Origin of the sequence: Bacillus sp. BP-3 (assembly GCF_028401955.1) — a bacterium.
Taxonomy (GTDB): domain Bacteria; phylum Bacillota; class Bacilli; order Bacillales; family Bacillaceae_G; genus Bacillus_A.
Genome location: NZ_JAQOTJ010000025.1, coordinates 1 through 13,589 on the forward strand (window position 1 = coordinate 1; position 13,589 = coordinate 13,589).

A 13,589-nucleotide genomic window follows, 5' to 3' on the forward strand; every position below is an offset into this window, starting at 1 on the left:
GCATCCATAATCTTCATTACCTTTAGGTGATATATTCTCGATGATCACTCCAACTTCTCCGCGGTATCCACTATCAACCGTCCCTAATACAACTCGAAGTTTTGTTTTTCGTGAAATCCCACTGCGCGGCCGTACCTGCAATTCAAATCCTAGTGGAATATCGAAAGCCAATCCTGTAGGAATTACTTTCGTTTCACCCGGCTCAATAATCGTGTCCTCTGCTGCTACAAGATCAAAACCCGCATCTCCAGGCTTCGCATATTTCGGAAGCTCCACTGCTTCATTCATCTTCTTAACCTTTACTCGTAAATTCATTTTGTCCGCCCCTTATAAATAACTTTTCAATTTTTCTTTCTGTTTCTTCAACACTTCCAAGGATAGCTGCGTTTTCCGCTTCTCGTTATTCAATCCCACCAAGTGATATTCCATCTTACGAATCTCACTTTCTACTACTGCGAGTTCACCTTCCACCTGTATTTTGGTTTCTTTTTTCATGAAATCCCTCCTACAGTCCTAATTTGGTCATTATTTTTCCTTCGTTAAAACCTTCAATTAACTCTTCATCTATATAAAATGACGGTAATGACATAATTCCTTTTTCCTTCAGATCATCATAGACACCGAATAATTCATCTGCATTAATCTCTTCAATATCAACCTCAACCGGACAGTGCTGCAGCATGAATTTTGCTCTCTTGCAATTTGGGCAATTATTTTTACTAAACATTACAATTTTCATATCAATTACCATCTTTCTTTTTGTATTTTTGTACAGGTTTTGTTAATGCATCTATCGGATCCATTCCTCTTGCGATTCTTTTCATTACTGTTATCTTTTTCTTTCCATACACCCTACACCATTCAGCCATACATTTAGTTTCATTATTGATTGTTAATTTCATATTTGTTCTTGTATTTCTTGTTTGTTCAGCTCTAGTTATCCATGAACAATTTTCTGGTTCATATCCTTTATTAACGTCTTCCCGTTCAATTGTTAAAGTTTCTTCATATCCGTTAGATAAGGCCCAACTTCTGAAATTCGGGAATTCATTCCATTCGTCACAAACTCTTATCCCTCTACCGCCATAAATCTTATAATTAATAGCATTAGGATTAGTACACCTTTGCTTCATGGTTCTCCATATACCGTATAACCGTGTTTTCTCACCGCCGTGTATAGTTGATCTTTTGATAGTCAATTCCTTAGCTAGACAACCACACGATTTTGATTTATTACTTGAAACTAAGCTTGCTCTCATTTCTTTCCTATTTCCACACTCACATTCGAACAGCCAAATAGGATGTCCATGTTTTTTACCTACTTCTTTTATTGCAGTCAATCTATTAAACTTATCTCCTTTTTTCATTCTCCCCATCTCCCTTTATCAACTCGAATAACTCATCCTCACTCATTTCATAAAGCTGTCGCCCTGTGCCCTCTTCCTTGTAAATCCCCCTATGTAGTAGCACATTGATGAATATTTGTTTCCTGTCCATTGCGCCTCCTAATGCATCCCTTTCATATAATCCGTCTTCAGATTTCGTAATAACATGATTTCCTTTGGTCCGACTTCATGTCCTAACGAATCCACTTTCCTTGCATGAGCCTCGCCATACATCGTCACACGCGTTACAGCGATATGCTCACCTGTTTGCTTGTTTGTCCAGAAACCTCTTAATGTCGCCCGTTCCTTCGGTGTCATGGCTTGTCCTCCTAGCTGATTTGTTCATTCTTATATTTACGTGTTGGTTTTGTCGCAGCTTCATACAGCTCCATTCCCCTTGCGACTCTCTTATAAAATGTAATTTCTTTAATTCCGTTTTCTAGAGCAATTTCAAGGAATACCGTCAATCCTTTCGGCCTTGTAGCCGCTTGTTGTGGTGTCATTCCTTCTTTTAATCTCTTAAAATAAGTAATTCTGCTAATCCCGTTCCTTTCGGCGATTAATATCATATGTTCATGTTTGTTTTTTACCGTTTTAACGGGTTCTGTTATAGCGCGTTCAATGTTCCAGCCATACAAATAAACTCGCTGATATACATTCTGCTTGTTAATACCATTTTTCGCTGCTATTTCATAATATTTTTGAGCGATTACAGTTTTGTATTTCATGTCAATTCTCCTTTCTCGTTTTTCCACCTCGGTTATCTAAAGGTTTTGTTGCCGCTGTATATTGATCCATTCCGTTTTCAATCCGTTTATAAAATGTTCTTTGACTGATTCCGTTCTGTTTACGTAGTTCTATAACATCTCCATATTTTCCGGGTTTCTTCGTTGCCGCATCATATGGAGTCCATCCTTTTTTTACCCTTTGCATAAATGTTGATTCACTAATTCCGTTCTTTTGTGCCAATAAAAGCATCTTCTTTCTTTCTGATACATTTTTACCTCTTATAGAAGGTTTTGTTATGGCTTCTTTCAAACTCCATCCATTCATCAAACGAAAATCAACATTACTTTTTAAGAGTCCAATTTTCAAAGCTGTATCGTAATCTTTTTGCGTTGGAACTTCTCTCAAGTAGATGTTTCCCATAAAATCACCTCAATCCAGTTCCATAATTTCTTTCAAAGTTTTATCTGAAATGTAAGTGTTCTTAATAAGTATTCTCCCGTACTTCTTCCTTGCCGTGCTTGTTGCTGAATAATCAAACGCTCCTATCACATCATCAAGTGAAAGTTGTTCTATTGTCATACAAGACTCACTTTCCTTTGCTCTATTCTCCCTCTTATCGACTGGTCAAGAATCAGAACGGCTATTTCATTTTGTCCTCGCCCTAATTCCTGCTCCAATTCATAAATACTTGCACCTTCTCGCCATAATCTTCGGAACGCCTTAATCTTGTCTTCGTCCCAAATGAAGTCAATATCTTCAAGTGCTATATGAATGTTTCGGCGACGTTCTGTCATTAAGTCGCGTTCTTGTGCTGCCATTGCCTTACTTTCACGTGCCGCTCCTTCCGCTATTCTGAATTTAGCCATCCCATTACATCCTCCCCAAGATTCGCTTTTATCCGGCAATTAGTTTATGTGTATTTGTAATTCCGTTTCGCTTCATATAATCGTTGATATGTGCGTTCATTGAATCTCTAAAACGATCTTGATAGTAAAAATCAAGTTTATTTGCGTTATCTTCATATGTTAGGACCTTCTTTTCTAATACAAGGAAATCAATTAGAACCCATAATTCAAACGCTCCTGGCATATCTGAACTTTTCGCTTCTTTCCACATTTCGAAAAGCGTCATGGCGTTACACTCCTTTTTCTATAAATAGGTTTGTCTTCGGAATAAAATTGAAACCAAGCGAACCAACGAATCCGTTACGATTTTTAGCAAGAATCAGTTCAACATCATGAATCTTCTCTTTTTCTCGCTGTTCTCTGTCAAAATAAGCTGGACGGTGCGGGAATATAATCACATCTGCTATTTCCTCAATGCTTCCAGATTCCCTTATATCGGACATTGAAGGTGCTTTGTCCTGTTTACCTTCAACTGCTCTGTTTAACTGCGCTACGAGGATAATACACACCTTGAATTCCTTCTGAATGTCTTTTAATTGATTCATAATGTATGTGAATTTAAGATGGTTACTATCAAAACGCTCATCTGTTCCAACGTGTCCTAAGTGATCGATAGCAAATACATGTTTTTTATCTGGAAACTCTTTAACTTTCTTTCTAATGACCGCTCTGATCTCATTTATATTTTTCTCATCTCTCACATCTAGTAGTAACTCTGATAAAACACCACATGCCTTGTTATACTTGTCCCATAATTCAGATCTACCACCGAAAAACTTGTTAGGATTCGTCATGGATGCTACTGGCAACTTTCCCTCCATGGCAATCAATCTATCAATGATCTTTATGTCGGCCATCTCACACGAGAAGAATGTACCCATATAATTCGGATCTTCAGCAGCTCCTTTTCTCATCGTGTCTAATACAAAAGCGGTCTTTCCGACACTTGGACGCGCTGCTACTATTACTAAATCCGTAGGTTGCCAACCATCCATTGCATTGTTCAATGTTTTAAAACCTGTAGACGCTCCACTCAGTCCGTTTACCGGCATCTTGCTATGTTGTTCTATTCGAATTTGTAACTTGTCTTTAAACGAATGCTGAGGCTTTACAGTATCAATCTGCACATTATTAATCTTCGAAAGTAGTTCATTAAGCTGTGTAGAGCTATGCGAAAACTTAGTTTTGTCCTTAAATGATTCAACGATATGCAGCACATCATCAATTGCAATGAACTCAATCATTTTCTGTTGTATGAAATTGTAGTTATGGCAGCTGTTCGTCAGTCCGTATACATTGGTTACAGTGTTCCAACCACCAAACATCGCTTTTCTGTCGTCTCCAAGTTGGTGGAGACTCATAATATCTACTTGCTTTTCTTCATCACGCAACTCTTTCATAACCTTGAATAAGTATCTATTGTTATCATTTAAGAAATGCTTATCTCTTAACCTTGTTTCTCCGATCAATGTGTTATCTAACATGAACATGTTTAGCATGTAGCATTCATTTTCATAATGTGTAGTGTATTTTTCCATTCCTTGTATCCCCTCAATCGAACATGTTATTTAAATCTAATTTCGTTTCACTGTTTGTTTTTACAATCTGTTTGTATTCTGTGAATCTATCATCATTCAAGAATCCCTCTAACATTTTGATGTATTGCAATTCTGTTCCCTTTTGCTGACATTCTTTTGCATAACATGAAACTCCGTATTTAATACTTTCATGACTGTGTTCTCTGTCTAACGCTTCTTTATAACGTTGGTATGCTTTTGGTTTGTTTCTTTTTTTCGGATAGATGCTCCATATTTCTTCAAAATCATCACTGTAAGAATTCTTTTTATGATTCTTCTTCGTGTCTGCTTTAGCAGCACATATATTATTGTTTGTAGTCTTTGTTGTAATCTCTGTAGTAATCTCTGTTAAAGAATTTACCGTTTCGGTAAGTTCCATTTTCCCCAAAGGTGAAATTGGATTTTCCCCAAAGGTCAAAATGGATTTTACCCTTTCGGTAACTTCGGAAATGTTTAATTTGATGTGATTTGTTGGAGCTCCGTTAAATTTGAACTTCTGAACTTCAACAAATCCTTTATTTATTAGAATTTTGATTGCCCTATCGTACTGTTTAGGTGTAATTCTAATCTCGTCTTTCCAATCCTCACGACCTTTAGCGAGCCAAAACTCATTGTTCTTTTTTACCCTCAACTTGCTCTTTCCTTGTTCATTAGGCATATACCAATAAACGATTTGCCCTAACAAAATCCCAGCAATTAAATCTTCAGTGATATCAACATAAGCGAGTCGCACCATATAACCGCTTCTTGCAAATGTTTCTAGTTGAAATATGTTACTACTCATTTAGTTCACCTTCTTCATCCATACCTGTAAATCTTATTTTTTGATTACCTTTAAATGTTCCATCATGATAAAACGTCTTTTCTGTACGATATACTCGTTTAATCGGAGTTATATAGTCATAACCTTTTGCCTCTAAATCTTTAACAGCCTGAATCATTTCTTTCATCGTTCCTCGTCTTACCGGTACTTTAAACATCACAGGACCTCCACTTCGCATAACGCTATGCCGTTTGTGATGCTCACAATTCGATAACCAGGATAACGTTTGTTATTGATGTACTTCCTTGCATTAAGCAGCTGTTCAAATTCATTTTGTGCGCCCTCCGTAACCCATCGTGGCAAAACAACACTTGTTAAAATTTGTCCATCAATCAAGACTTTTCAACTCCCCTTTTTGGTTATGTTTTAAAGATCCCGACTTACTAATCAGTTCTTTACCTCTATAACCACGATGGTATCTGTAAAACACAGCAGCTTTACTAAGAGAATACTTTTCACATATTTCAGGTAAAGTAAGAAGCTCTCCATTTATTTCAACGCGAATTGTATCTCTTTTGTTCCTTTGTTGTAATGATTGCGGAATCCATCTACAGTTATTAGGACTATAATTACCATTAACATCGATACGATCAATTGATAAATCGTCTTTATAACCGTTTTCCATGGCCCACCAGTAAAAGTTATCGTAACTTTCCACCCACTCTTCGCACATCTTAATTCCACGTGCTCCATAATGTTTATAATTAGGACAATTAGGGTTTGTACATCGTTGCTTCATTCCATCAAAAATCTTATTTAAACGTTTGTTATAAACCTTTCCTTTAGATCTTGATTCACTTAGCAAACGCGACTTTTGACATCCACAACTGTAAACGATTGATTTTTCTAATTGATACCTTGCAAATATCACTTCATTTCCGCATTCACATTTACATCTCCAGTTGCTATGTCCTACATATTCAATCGCAGTTAGATAGTTGAATTTTTTATTTGAAATATCTTTATATCGTCGCGTTTGCATGGCTTTTCATCTCCTTAATTAGCTTTGTATTGATTTTCCCAACCGATCAGTACCTCTATTGCTTTCGATGCATCTTTTGAAGTAATGTCAGTTAAGCTGTTTACACTGATGTTGCTTTTTAATGTATCTTCAACTGCTTGTTTATCAGATTGAGAAAGGACTGATACATGTGCTATTTTCGCTTGTATCATCTTCATTTGTTTTTCTGATGCTTTACCATTACCTCCACCACTTCCGTTTCCTTGTGGCTTATTTGGAGCTTGTCCACTATTACTTTTTTGGTTTGGTTTTCCGTCTTTCCCATAAGTAGCTCCATTCCCATCATCATCTTCACCTGTATTCAAGCTAAGGAATGCTGCTAGTGAGTAACGACGAGCATATGTGATGCAACTTCCTACTGCTTGTGGATCGTTTTTAACTGGCTTCATTGTGAGTTCATCACTTTCTAGCCACTCGCCACTCTCATGTAAGAGAAGTGTTTTTAATGTGACGTTTTGACCATCACCGCTTGGTATTTGCATGATACTTAGCCCGTTTTTTGATAGTAGTGGTCTTATTTCATCGATAATCGTGTCTAGTGTTGCGTAATTGTTTTTAAAGAAAGGATTATCTGCATCCTTAGCAATTTTATTTACCTCTGAATTGAACTTAACTAACGCTTTCGCTAGTTCAGTAATTGTTTCACTCTTGTTCATTTGATTCAGCTCCTTCTGTCATAATCTCCAGTGTTGAAAGAGTTTCTTCTATATCTACAATCGTTAATTTCACATCACATATCGATTCACGAAGTGAAATCTCATGTTCTTTTATGTTTTTAAGCTTGTATTCATAGTCTTCTAGCTTCCGTTTTTCAACTTTAAGTGATTTTTGTAATTCCTTTATCGCTCGTTTCAAAATGGAATCACTCCTTATCACAAGACGGTGTACGTCTTTTTATTCCGATTATCGGTTCTGTGTATCCAGCAAGTTCCAACTGCCTTTGCGCTTTTCTAAATACATAATCGATATTTTCGTTTTCCTTTATTAATCCGTTTGATTGCAAATGTTTATTTGGAATCCATACGTTTTGATTTGTACCGTTTAATGTATAACGCTTTGCAGAATATCTTTTGTAATTGCGATTAATAAGTTGTAATTTAATTCCCTTGTAAAACTGTATCTCTGTATTCAAAACGGAACCACCTCTTCTTGCTTACTAGCTTCATACACTTCCATAAGTGCCTGTAATCCATATTCATAAGCTACAATTACAGATACATCATCTGGATTGTTTGCTTTTTTATATCGTTCAACTAAACTCTTCATAATTTGAATTTCCGATTCGATTTTTGTTTGTAAAGACATCTCACTCTCCTGCCTTTCTAACCATGAACCCAAGAACACTTGTTAAATACTCAACTGCATTTTCTTTTAAGACGACACTTCCGTCTGGTGCAATAAGGATTTCATCACCACAAAGCACTTCCATTCCGCATTCATCTTCAACTGGAACTGGTTCATATTCTTGAGAATCACGAATTCCGTAACCATTGTGCATAACCATTGCGTTTTCAATCATATCTTTCACCTCATCCGATTCGTTTGCCACAATCAACGCAGTAATCATATTGCGGTTCCATGACTGCTTCACCCGGGATATATCCATAATGTATATTTATATTTTTGTGTTTACATTTAGCTTGTTTTTCTTTCTTTTTCTGTTCTAAAACAACCGAACAATACTGTTCTTCATGGACTTTTGCGCCATGTTTAGTAAGAAGACGTTTTCCGCAATGATCACATTGATATAAAGTTTGATTTGTCAAAACTTTCATCTTAATTTCCTCCTTCTATTTGGAGAACCGACATGATATAATTGACTTACTTTAAAAAATATTTTGGTTCTCCAGAAGCGTCCCGCTGCATCGGGGCGCTTTTCTCGTTTTATTGATGCTGTACGCATCGTCATGACCAGAAACGATGTGGGGAGTTGTGTGCCTCGTTCCCGATCATGACGACAAGCACAGTAGGCTTGTCCTATTTCAGCAATACTTCCAATACTTCTTTACCGCAGCGACGATGTTCTTCATGCCATCTGGCCATTCCATGACGATCTCCGCGTAACTCAGCGATAAGTTCCTTCAGCGCGTACTGTGACATACATTCATTTCGTGTTTCTATAAACTGTTTATGATTGATTTCGTTCATCGTTCCATCTCCTTTGTTAAGCGTTTAATAGGCTTGTCCAAAAGCATTACAGCAAGACCGATAAGCGGAAAAATCAGACCGATTAATAAATTTTCATTCATTTTATTCACTCCTATTAATATCGTTTTCTGATACTCTTAGGTGCTAGATTGCTTGATTTATGCTGTTGCACTTCCTTTATTCAGAAGCTTGTCCGCTACTCGTACAGCATCTTCTAGTTGATTTGTAAGCGATAAATACTGTGGTCGTGAAAGTTCTTTCAAACCATGTTTTTCTTTATAATTTGTAATTTTTAACTTTAAGTTCGTTCTGTACGCTGTGTTAAATGCGTCTGTAAAAGCTCTCCATGCGCTTGAGATAGTCATCTTTTCTTGATGTGCATATCGTTTAATCATTTTGTTTAAGCGTTGTTGTAAGTCACCTACTGTATCGATTCTGTCGTAGTTATCTAATCTGTGTTGAACAGTAGTTACTTGTTGTTCAAGTTGAATCATTTTTTGTTCTTGTACTACCATTTGGTTGATTGCCATTTGTAAAGCTTGCAATGGTGAATTTGGTTGTTGTTGCTGTTTTTTGATTTGTTCTTCCATATTTTCAAACTGTGTAACATATGCTGCTGTAAAGAGAATTCCTTTTTCGCCAGTTAACTTGTTTGCTACCATGTCGCAACCTTTTCGAGTTAAAAGGTAGCATCTGTTTTCTTTCCCACTTGTATCTTTATAACTGTTAGTAATGAAGAAATCAGCTGAACGCATTTTTGCGTTGAGTAAAACTTGTGAGTAATTATCAATACTTCTAATTAAATCTGAATGGCGTTTATCAACCATTTCAGCAACTTCCTTACTCCCTACTAACAATTGGCCATTTTTATTAACGATTTGTAATTGATTCATTTTCTTCTCTCCTTTTAATAGTTACCTACGGTAGTCGATGTTTCCAAAAAAAATTCCACTCATGGTGTACTTTTTATTAATAATTCGTCTGTCGGAACCCCTAGAATCTCTGACAATCTACCTAGTTTATCGATGCTTGGTTGCCTAAAACCTCTTTCTATATGACCATAAGTACTTTTGTGGCAATTAAGCTGTTTCGCCACATAACTATGACTGTATCCGAGGTTCTTTCTCAATTCTCTAGCTTTTTCTGTATTCAATTTTATTGTTTGAATCATTGTAATCACCCTTGTTTATTTCGTTGAATTCATCATAACACCATCGACTACTTTTAGTAAACCCCTAAAATAAAATTTTTTGGTAAAATTTAAAAAAGGTTGTCTCTGAGTAGTCGTTTCTGTTAGTTTATATATAGAATGGTATATAATTTATTTATAAAAGGGGAATTTTAGATGGAGAACGCTATCGGCAAACGTGTAAAAGAAATACGTGCTGAATTAAAAATGAGTCAGAGTCAATTTGCAGAATCTATAGGAGTAAGTAAATCACTAATATCATTGATAGAGTTAGGAAGAAAAAACCCTTCTATAGAAACAATAAATAAAATTGCTAACAAAGGTAATGTAAGTATTGATTATGTTATGGGGTTATCTGATAACAAAAACATAGAAGAAAATCAGTCTTCAGGTGTAATGTTAGAACTTCAACACTATATAAACAAAGTTGAAAAATTCGATGATGAAACAAAAGAATTCGCTATCAAAAAGATAAAAGCTTTAATTTATGGTCTTGATCTAGAAAATGAGAAATAAAAAAGGTGATTGATAGCTACTGCTAACAATCACTTTTTTTTATATTCATTTTTGTTTCACAATCATCTAATATTTTATCAATCTCTTTCAAAGCAATAATTGCTTGGTTATCACCTTTTTTTGCTATATCAATTAATAATTGAATCCCAACTGTATAATCTCCCATTAACATTACCCCCAATTAGTTATATACATGAAAAGTTTGTGAATTATTCACATTCATTGAACTTTTGTTTTTTTTTATTAAAAGTTCAATAACCCTTAAAACAACGAATGACATCTCCTATATAGAAGATGTCATCCTGCATAAAATATATATTAAGTTAAATTCCTGTACCAGGATCATACATAAGCATTGTATTATTTTGAGCATCCTTAGCTATTTGTTTTGGTTGCTCTTTATTGTCAGCATGTGCGAATAGAAATCCGCTAGCTAACGCTACGCTTGTGATTAGCGATAGTACTTTTTTCATTTAGCATCACCCGACTAAATTATAGCATTTATGGGACATTATGCCTAGGTGTTTTTTCGGTAAAAACGAATAGAAAATGTTTGATGATCTCTCGAATAAATCGAGAGCTGCGCTTAAAATTTCCGAATCATTACCTTTAGCAATTCCTAGATAAGTTAACCCAAACGCACTAAGACTTCCATTTTTATTTAAAACATCATGAAGTATCTCTATTGCCTTTTCGTTATTTCCTTTTTGAATTTCTAAATATGCTTTTTCTACATCGTCTAAAGGATTAAGTTCATGGAGATCTACCTTCCAATAGATTTTCAAAAAATCTATTGTGTTTAAAATCATGTTCCTTCTCTTCCTCATTTGGTTACCAGGACCTGTTGAAATGATATTCTCTGCTAACTGCAAGTATTTTAATGATTTTAGGTAATCAGTAAAGATATAAGACTCTCCTAAAATTCCATAAGCTGTCGCTCTAAATATAGGGAATAATTTATGTGTTTTTTCATCATTAATAATTCCATGACATATTTTACGTAATTCATCTATTTCTCCACAAGTTAAAAGTCCATATATGACAGCTTCTTGTATTTTGAATGTTAAAAAATCCTTTATATACCCTGTTTTTAATTCTTCTACTTTTTGGTGTAAATATTCAGAAAGTCTAATCATCGATTTATAATTCTTTTGATCATATCTAATATGAAGTTTAACTATTCCTTGAAGTATTTCCATTTCTGTATCGTTTGTTTTAATCACTTTTGTTTTCTCTTTATATTTTTCCATCAAACTATCACCAGAAAGAATTCCTTTATATCGTAAACAAATTAATTCACAAATTGTGGCCCAATGGTGATGCTTGTTTTGCATTTGAATAAACTCATCTAACATATCCAATTCACCATGAGATAAAAAGTAATACATGGCTATTTTCTTATTTCCTGGTCTCGTTAAAAAACTCGAATACTCTCTGCAAAACTCTCTTCTAACACTAATTTCATCAGGGTAAACTTCTTTTAACATTTCTCCATATTTGTTAAATGGTAACTGATGTTTACCTTTCAAAAAACGAGAAAGCGTAGCTCCGTCTATATCCATTTTATTTACCATCTTACTTCGATTGATATTTTTCTTATCCATATCTTCTGAGAGTTTGGTCAATACTTTTTCCACTTTTTGTTCCTCCTCACGGAACAAAAGACATCGCTCGTCTTTCTCAACTTTTTACAGGGAATTCATACCATTGATGTGTTATACGTAATTCGGTTATGTTATAATTAGTGTGTTACTAATACAGTAACCGAAGAAGACTTTACGGCAGGTTGTTCTCCCTTTGTGAGTCGGGCGAACGGTATAAGAGTGCGTCACCACTACTTATACACGCTGTGAGTCTTTTTTTCGTTCCAAATTTTTTTATGTTTCCATAATAACACAATTTTCAGACGCCTTTTTATTGTAGTTGTCTGAAAATTATTGAGAAAAATCATTTTATGCATTTAAATCAGCAATCATGCGGTAATCTGACAAATATGCAATTTTGCATATCGATATCTTACATTTCCATTTTACCATATGAAGAACGTAAATAGAACGTTTGTTCTTAAAAATATTTTCCAAATAGAAACTTTATAGGACAATTATACCTTAATGGCAGTTAAACGACCAATATTAGTAGTATAGTTGATTAGTATTTATAATTTTGATTATGGAACATTTTGGACAAATTCTAAAGAAACTAAGAAAATCACGAGGACTTACTCAAGAACAATTGGCTCATAAATTGAATTTGAGTAGAAGTCAGATCAAGAATTGGGAAACAGATAGGTATCAACCAGACATCGATATTTTAGTTACAATCGCCTCCTTTTTCAATGTATCTGTAAACGTTCTGATTGGCTTTCAGAGCGATTTTAAAGATGAACCATTACAAGAACTATTATCTCATGCTCAATCAACGTATGCAGCGTTAGATGAGCTTCAGAGAGAACGATTCTGCAAACAGGTCTCTTTATTTATCAAAATGGTAGACGAAAATAAAGAAACATTTTGATTTAGATACATTGTAAGGGAAAATGTTTCCAATTGGTAGCGGTAAAATGTATATAATTTACCAATAAGAAGAAGAGAGCGACTATGCTCTCTTTTTTCTTTTTTGTTTCGACATGATATGACAAAAGACAAACATTTAATTTGTTATCATATATTTGGAAATCTTACATTTTACATACTGGAGGACAAATTATTATGAAAAAACCATTCTATAAAAAATGGTGGTTCTGGGTTATCGTTGTTATTATCGTAGCTGCTGCAGCTGGTGGTAGTGGTAGTAAAAAAGAAGAAGCTAAAAATACTTCTACAGAACCAAAACAAGAGGTTAAACAAGAACAACCGAAGAAGGAAGAACCTAAGAAAGAAGAATCTAAAAACAAGCCTGGAGTTAGTAAAGCTGAGTTTGATAAAATTCAAAACGGTATGTCATATGAAGAAGTTAAAAACATAATTGGCAGTGATGGTGAAGTTTTATCTGAGACAGGACAAAAAGGTGATCAATTTCACACAATTATGTACAAATGGGATGGAGAAAAAGGCCTTGGAGCAAATGCAAACTTCACATTCCAAGAAGAAAAATTAGCAAATAAATCACAATTCGGATTGAAATAAGTACTCGAAAGAGTGCTTTTCTTTTTCAATAAAAAAGGCCCCGCGTAAACGGAGCTGACAAAGGAGTAACTTCATAGTACATAAGATCCGCTAGTTGTGCAAAAAGATAAAAATGGATTTTCTACTTAACAAAGTGACATTTTTATATGTATTAAAAATGGAGAAGACCGC

Annotated in this window: 31 protein-coding genes; 3 read left to right on the top strand and 28 right to left on the bottom strand. The window is 34.9% G+C overall.

Annotated features, from left to right (window positions below; translation table 11 throughout):
* The 25 genes from PLX19_RS23560 to PLX19_RS23680 form a co-directional block, all read right to left on the bottom strand.
* A partial coding sequence (locus tag PLX19_RS23560; protein ID WP_442869092.1) for a dUTP diphosphatase occupies window positions 1-315 on the bottom strand: 315 nt, incomplete at its 3' end.
* A gap of 12 nt (window positions 316-327) precedes the next feature.
* Window positions 328-495, bottom strand: coding sequence for a hypothetical protein (locus tag PLX19_RS23565; RefSeq protein ID WP_272191313.1), 168 nt, complete (start codon window positions 493-495; stop codon window positions 328-330).
* 10 nt (window positions 496-505) lie between these two features.
* Window positions 506-682 carry a hypothetical protein gene (locus tag PLX19_RS23570; protein WP_442869093.1) on the bottom strand — a complete coding sequence of 59 codons (177 nt, stop codon included), beginning with the start codon at window positions 680-682 and terminating at the stop codon, window positions 506-508.
* Between the two features lie 58 nt (window positions 683-740).
* The gene (locus PLX19_RS23575; protein WP_272191314.1) at window positions 741-1,367 is read right to left on the bottom strand and encodes a hypothetical protein; all 627 of its coding nucleotides are present in this window, start codon (window positions 1,365-1,367) and stop codon (window positions 741-743) included.
* A complete protein-coding gene (gene fbpA / locus PLX19_RS23580) occupies window positions 1,351-1,497 on the bottom strand; it encodes a Fur-regulated basic protein FbpA (RefSeq protein ID WP_272191315.1) in 147 nt (48 codons plus the stop codon). Before fbpA ends, PLX19_RS23575 begins: the two co-directional genes overlap by 17 nt.
* Before the next feature lie 8 nt (window positions 1,498-1,505).
* Window positions 1,506-1,703, bottom strand: a complete 198-nt coding sequence (locus PLX19_RS23585; protein WP_272191316.1) for a hypothetical protein — start codon at window positions 1,701-1,703, stop codon at window positions 1,506-1,508.
* 11 nt (window positions 1,704-1,714) lie between these two features.
* Window positions 1,715-2,113 (bottom strand): hypothetical protein, encoded by a 399-nt coding sequence (locus PLX19_RS23590; protein ID WP_272191317.1) that lies wholly within the window; start codon window positions 2,111-2,113, stop codon window positions 1,715-1,717.
* A 1-nt stretch (window position 2,114) separates the two neighbouring features.
* Complete coding sequence (locus PLX19_RS23595) at window positions 2,115-2,534, bottom strand: hypothetical protein (RefSeq protein ID WP_272191318.1); 420 nt, start codon at window positions 2,532-2,534, stop codon at window positions 2,115-2,117.
* Between the two features lie 9 nt (window positions 2,535-2,543).
* Window positions 2,544-2,693: a hypothetical protein gene (locus PLX19_RS23600; protein WP_272191393.1), complete on the bottom strand. Its 150-nt coding sequence runs from the start codon at window positions 2,691-2,693 to the stop codon at window positions 2,544-2,546.
* Complete coding sequence (locus tag PLX19_RS23605) at window positions 2,690-2,980, bottom strand: helix-turn-helix domain-containing protein (protein ID WP_272191319.1); 291 nt, start codon at window positions 2,978-2,980, stop codon at window positions 2,690-2,692. Before PLX19_RS23605 ends, PLX19_RS23600 begins: the two co-directional genes overlap by 4 nt.
* 28 nt (window positions 2,981-3,008) lie before the next feature.
* Window positions 3,009-3,245: a hypothetical protein gene (locus PLX19_RS23610; protein WP_272191320.1), complete on the bottom strand. Its 237-nt coding sequence runs from the start codon at window positions 3,243-3,245 to the stop codon at window positions 3,009-3,011.
* 4 nt (window positions 3,246-3,249) lie between these two features.
* The gene (locus PLX19_RS23615) at window positions 3,250-4,557 is read right to left on the bottom strand and encodes a DnaB-like helicase C-terminal domain-containing protein (protein ID WP_272191321.1); all 1,308 of its coding nucleotides are present in this window, start codon (window positions 4,555-4,557) and stop codon (window positions 3,250-3,252) included.
* Between the two features lie 13 nt (window positions 4,558-4,570).
* The gene (locus PLX19_RS23620; protein ID WP_272191322.1) at window positions 4,571-5,380 is read right to left on the bottom strand and encodes a hypothetical protein; all 810 of its coding nucleotides are present in this window, start codon (window positions 5,378-5,380) and stop codon (window positions 4,571-4,573) included.
* The gene (locus PLX19_RS23625) at window positions 5,373-5,576 is read right to left on the bottom strand and encodes a hypothetical protein (protein WP_272191323.1); all 204 of its coding nucleotides are present in this window, start codon (window positions 5,574-5,576) and stop codon (window positions 5,373-5,375) included. Before PLX19_RS23625 ends, PLX19_RS23620 begins: the two co-directional genes overlap by 8 nt.
* Complete coding sequence (locus tag PLX19_RS23630) at window positions 5,576-5,755, bottom strand: hypothetical protein (RefSeq protein ID WP_272191324.1); 180 nt, start codon at window positions 5,753-5,755, stop codon at window positions 5,576-5,578. The genes PLX19_RS23625 and PLX19_RS23630 overlap by 1 nt, the downstream gene beginning before the upstream one ends.
* Complete coding sequence (locus PLX19_RS23635; protein WP_272191325.1) at window positions 5,748-6,401, bottom strand: hypothetical protein; 654 nt, start codon at window positions 6,399-6,401, stop codon at window positions 5,748-5,750. Before PLX19_RS23635 ends, PLX19_RS23630 begins: the two co-directional genes overlap by 8 nt.
* A gap of 14 nt (window positions 6,402-6,415) precedes the next feature.
* Complete coding sequence (locus PLX19_RS23640) at window positions 6,416-7,096, bottom strand: ERF family protein (protein WP_272191326.1); 681 nt, start codon at window positions 7,094-7,096, stop codon at window positions 6,416-6,418.
* On the bottom strand, window positions 7,083-7,295 hold the full coding sequence (locus PLX19_RS23645) for a hypothetical protein (RefSeq protein ID WP_272191327.1): 213 nt from the start codon (window positions 7,293-7,295) through the stop codon (window positions 7,083-7,085). The genes PLX19_RS23640 and PLX19_RS23645 overlap by 14 nt, the downstream gene beginning before the upstream one ends.
* 7 nt (window positions 7,296-7,302) lie before the next feature.
* Entirely contained in the window at window positions 7,303-7,572 is a 270-nt protein-coding gene (locus PLX19_RS23650) for a hypothetical protein (RefSeq protein ID WP_272191328.1), read from the bottom strand.
* Window positions 7,569-7,745: a hypothetical protein gene (locus tag PLX19_RS23655; protein ID WP_272191330.1), complete on the bottom strand. Its 177-nt coding sequence runs from the start codon at window positions 7,743-7,745 to the stop codon at window positions 7,569-7,571. The genes PLX19_RS23650 and PLX19_RS23655 overlap by 4 nt, the downstream gene beginning before the upstream one ends.
* A 1-nt stretch (window position 7,746) precedes the next feature.
* Window positions 7,747-7,959 (bottom strand): YqaI family protein, encoded by a 213-nt coding sequence (locus PLX19_RS23660; RefSeq protein WP_272191390.1) that lies wholly within the window; start codon window positions 7,957-7,959, stop codon window positions 7,747-7,749.
* A gap of 10 nt (window positions 7,960-7,969) precedes the next feature.
* Window positions 7,970-8,215, bottom strand: coding sequence for a hypothetical protein (locus tag PLX19_RS23665; RefSeq protein ID WP_272191332.1), 246 nt, complete (start codon window positions 8,213-8,215; stop codon window positions 7,970-7,972).
* A 202-nt stretch (window positions 8,216-8,417) separates the two neighbouring features.
* Window positions 8,418-8,588, bottom strand: coding sequence for a hypothetical protein (locus tag PLX19_RS23670; protein WP_272191334.1), 171 nt, complete (start codon window positions 8,586-8,588; stop codon window positions 8,418-8,420).
* A gap of 158 nt (window positions 8,589-8,746) precedes the next feature.
* A complete protein-coding gene (locus PLX19_RS23675) occupies window positions 8,747-9,481 on the bottom strand; it encodes a Rha family transcriptional regulator (protein ID WP_272191336.1) in 735 nt (244 codons plus the stop codon).
* 59 nt (window positions 9,482-9,540) lie between these two features.
* Complete coding sequence (locus PLX19_RS23680) at window positions 9,541-9,759, bottom strand: helix-turn-helix domain-containing protein (RefSeq protein WP_272191338.1); 219 nt, start codon at window positions 9,757-9,759, stop codon at window positions 9,541-9,543.
* Window positions 9,760-9,933: 174 nt separating this feature from the next.
* On the opposite strand from PLX19_RS23680, the gene PLX19_RS23685 reads away from it, so the two are divergent.
* Window positions 9,934-10,293, top strand: a complete 360-nt coding sequence (locus PLX19_RS23685) for a helix-turn-helix domain-containing protein (RefSeq protein ID WP_272191340.1) — start codon at window positions 9,934-9,936, stop codon at window positions 10,291-10,293.
* Window positions 10,294-10,315: 22 nt separating this feature from the next.
* Here PLX19_RS23685 and PLX19_RS23690 read toward each other — a convergent pair whose 3' ends face one another.
* The 3 genes from PLX19_RS23690 to PLX19_RS23700 all read right to left on the bottom strand — a co-directional run bounded on the left by PLX19_RS23690 (window position 10,316) and on the right by PLX19_RS23700 (window position 11,930).
* Complete coding sequence (locus PLX19_RS23690; protein WP_272191342.1) at window positions 10,316-10,459, bottom strand: hypothetical protein; 144 nt, start codon at window positions 10,457-10,459, stop codon at window positions 10,316-10,318.
* A gap of 157 nt (window positions 10,460-10,616) precedes the next feature.
* The gene (locus PLX19_RS23695; RefSeq protein ID WP_272191344.1) at window positions 10,617-10,766 is read right to left on the bottom strand and encodes a hypothetical protein; all 150 of its coding nucleotides are present in this window, start codon (window positions 10,764-10,766) and stop codon (window positions 10,617-10,619) included.
* A 6-nt stretch (window positions 10,767-10,772) separates the two neighbouring features.
* A complete protein-coding gene (locus PLX19_RS23700; RefSeq protein ID WP_272191345.1) occupies window positions 10,773-11,930 on the bottom strand; it encodes an AimR family lysis-lysogeny pheromone receptor in 1,158 nt (385 codons plus the stop codon).
* Window positions 11,931-12,462: 532 nt separating this feature from the next.
* Between PLX19_RS23700 and PLX19_RS23705 the strand changes: the two genes are divergently transcribed.
* Together PLX19_RS23705 and PLX19_RS23710 are read left to right on the top strand one after the other, a co-directional pair.
* Window positions 12,463-12,807, top strand: a complete 345-nt coding sequence (locus tag PLX19_RS23705; protein WP_272191347.1) for a helix-turn-helix domain-containing protein — start codon at window positions 12,463-12,465, stop codon at window positions 12,805-12,807.
* Between the two features lie 194 nt (window positions 12,808-13,001).
* Entirely contained in the window at window positions 13,002-13,418 is a 417-nt protein-coding gene (locus tag PLX19_RS23710; protein ID WP_272191349.1) for a DUF3862 domain-containing protein, read from the top strand.
* Window positions 13,419-13,589 lie beyond the last annotated feature (171 nt).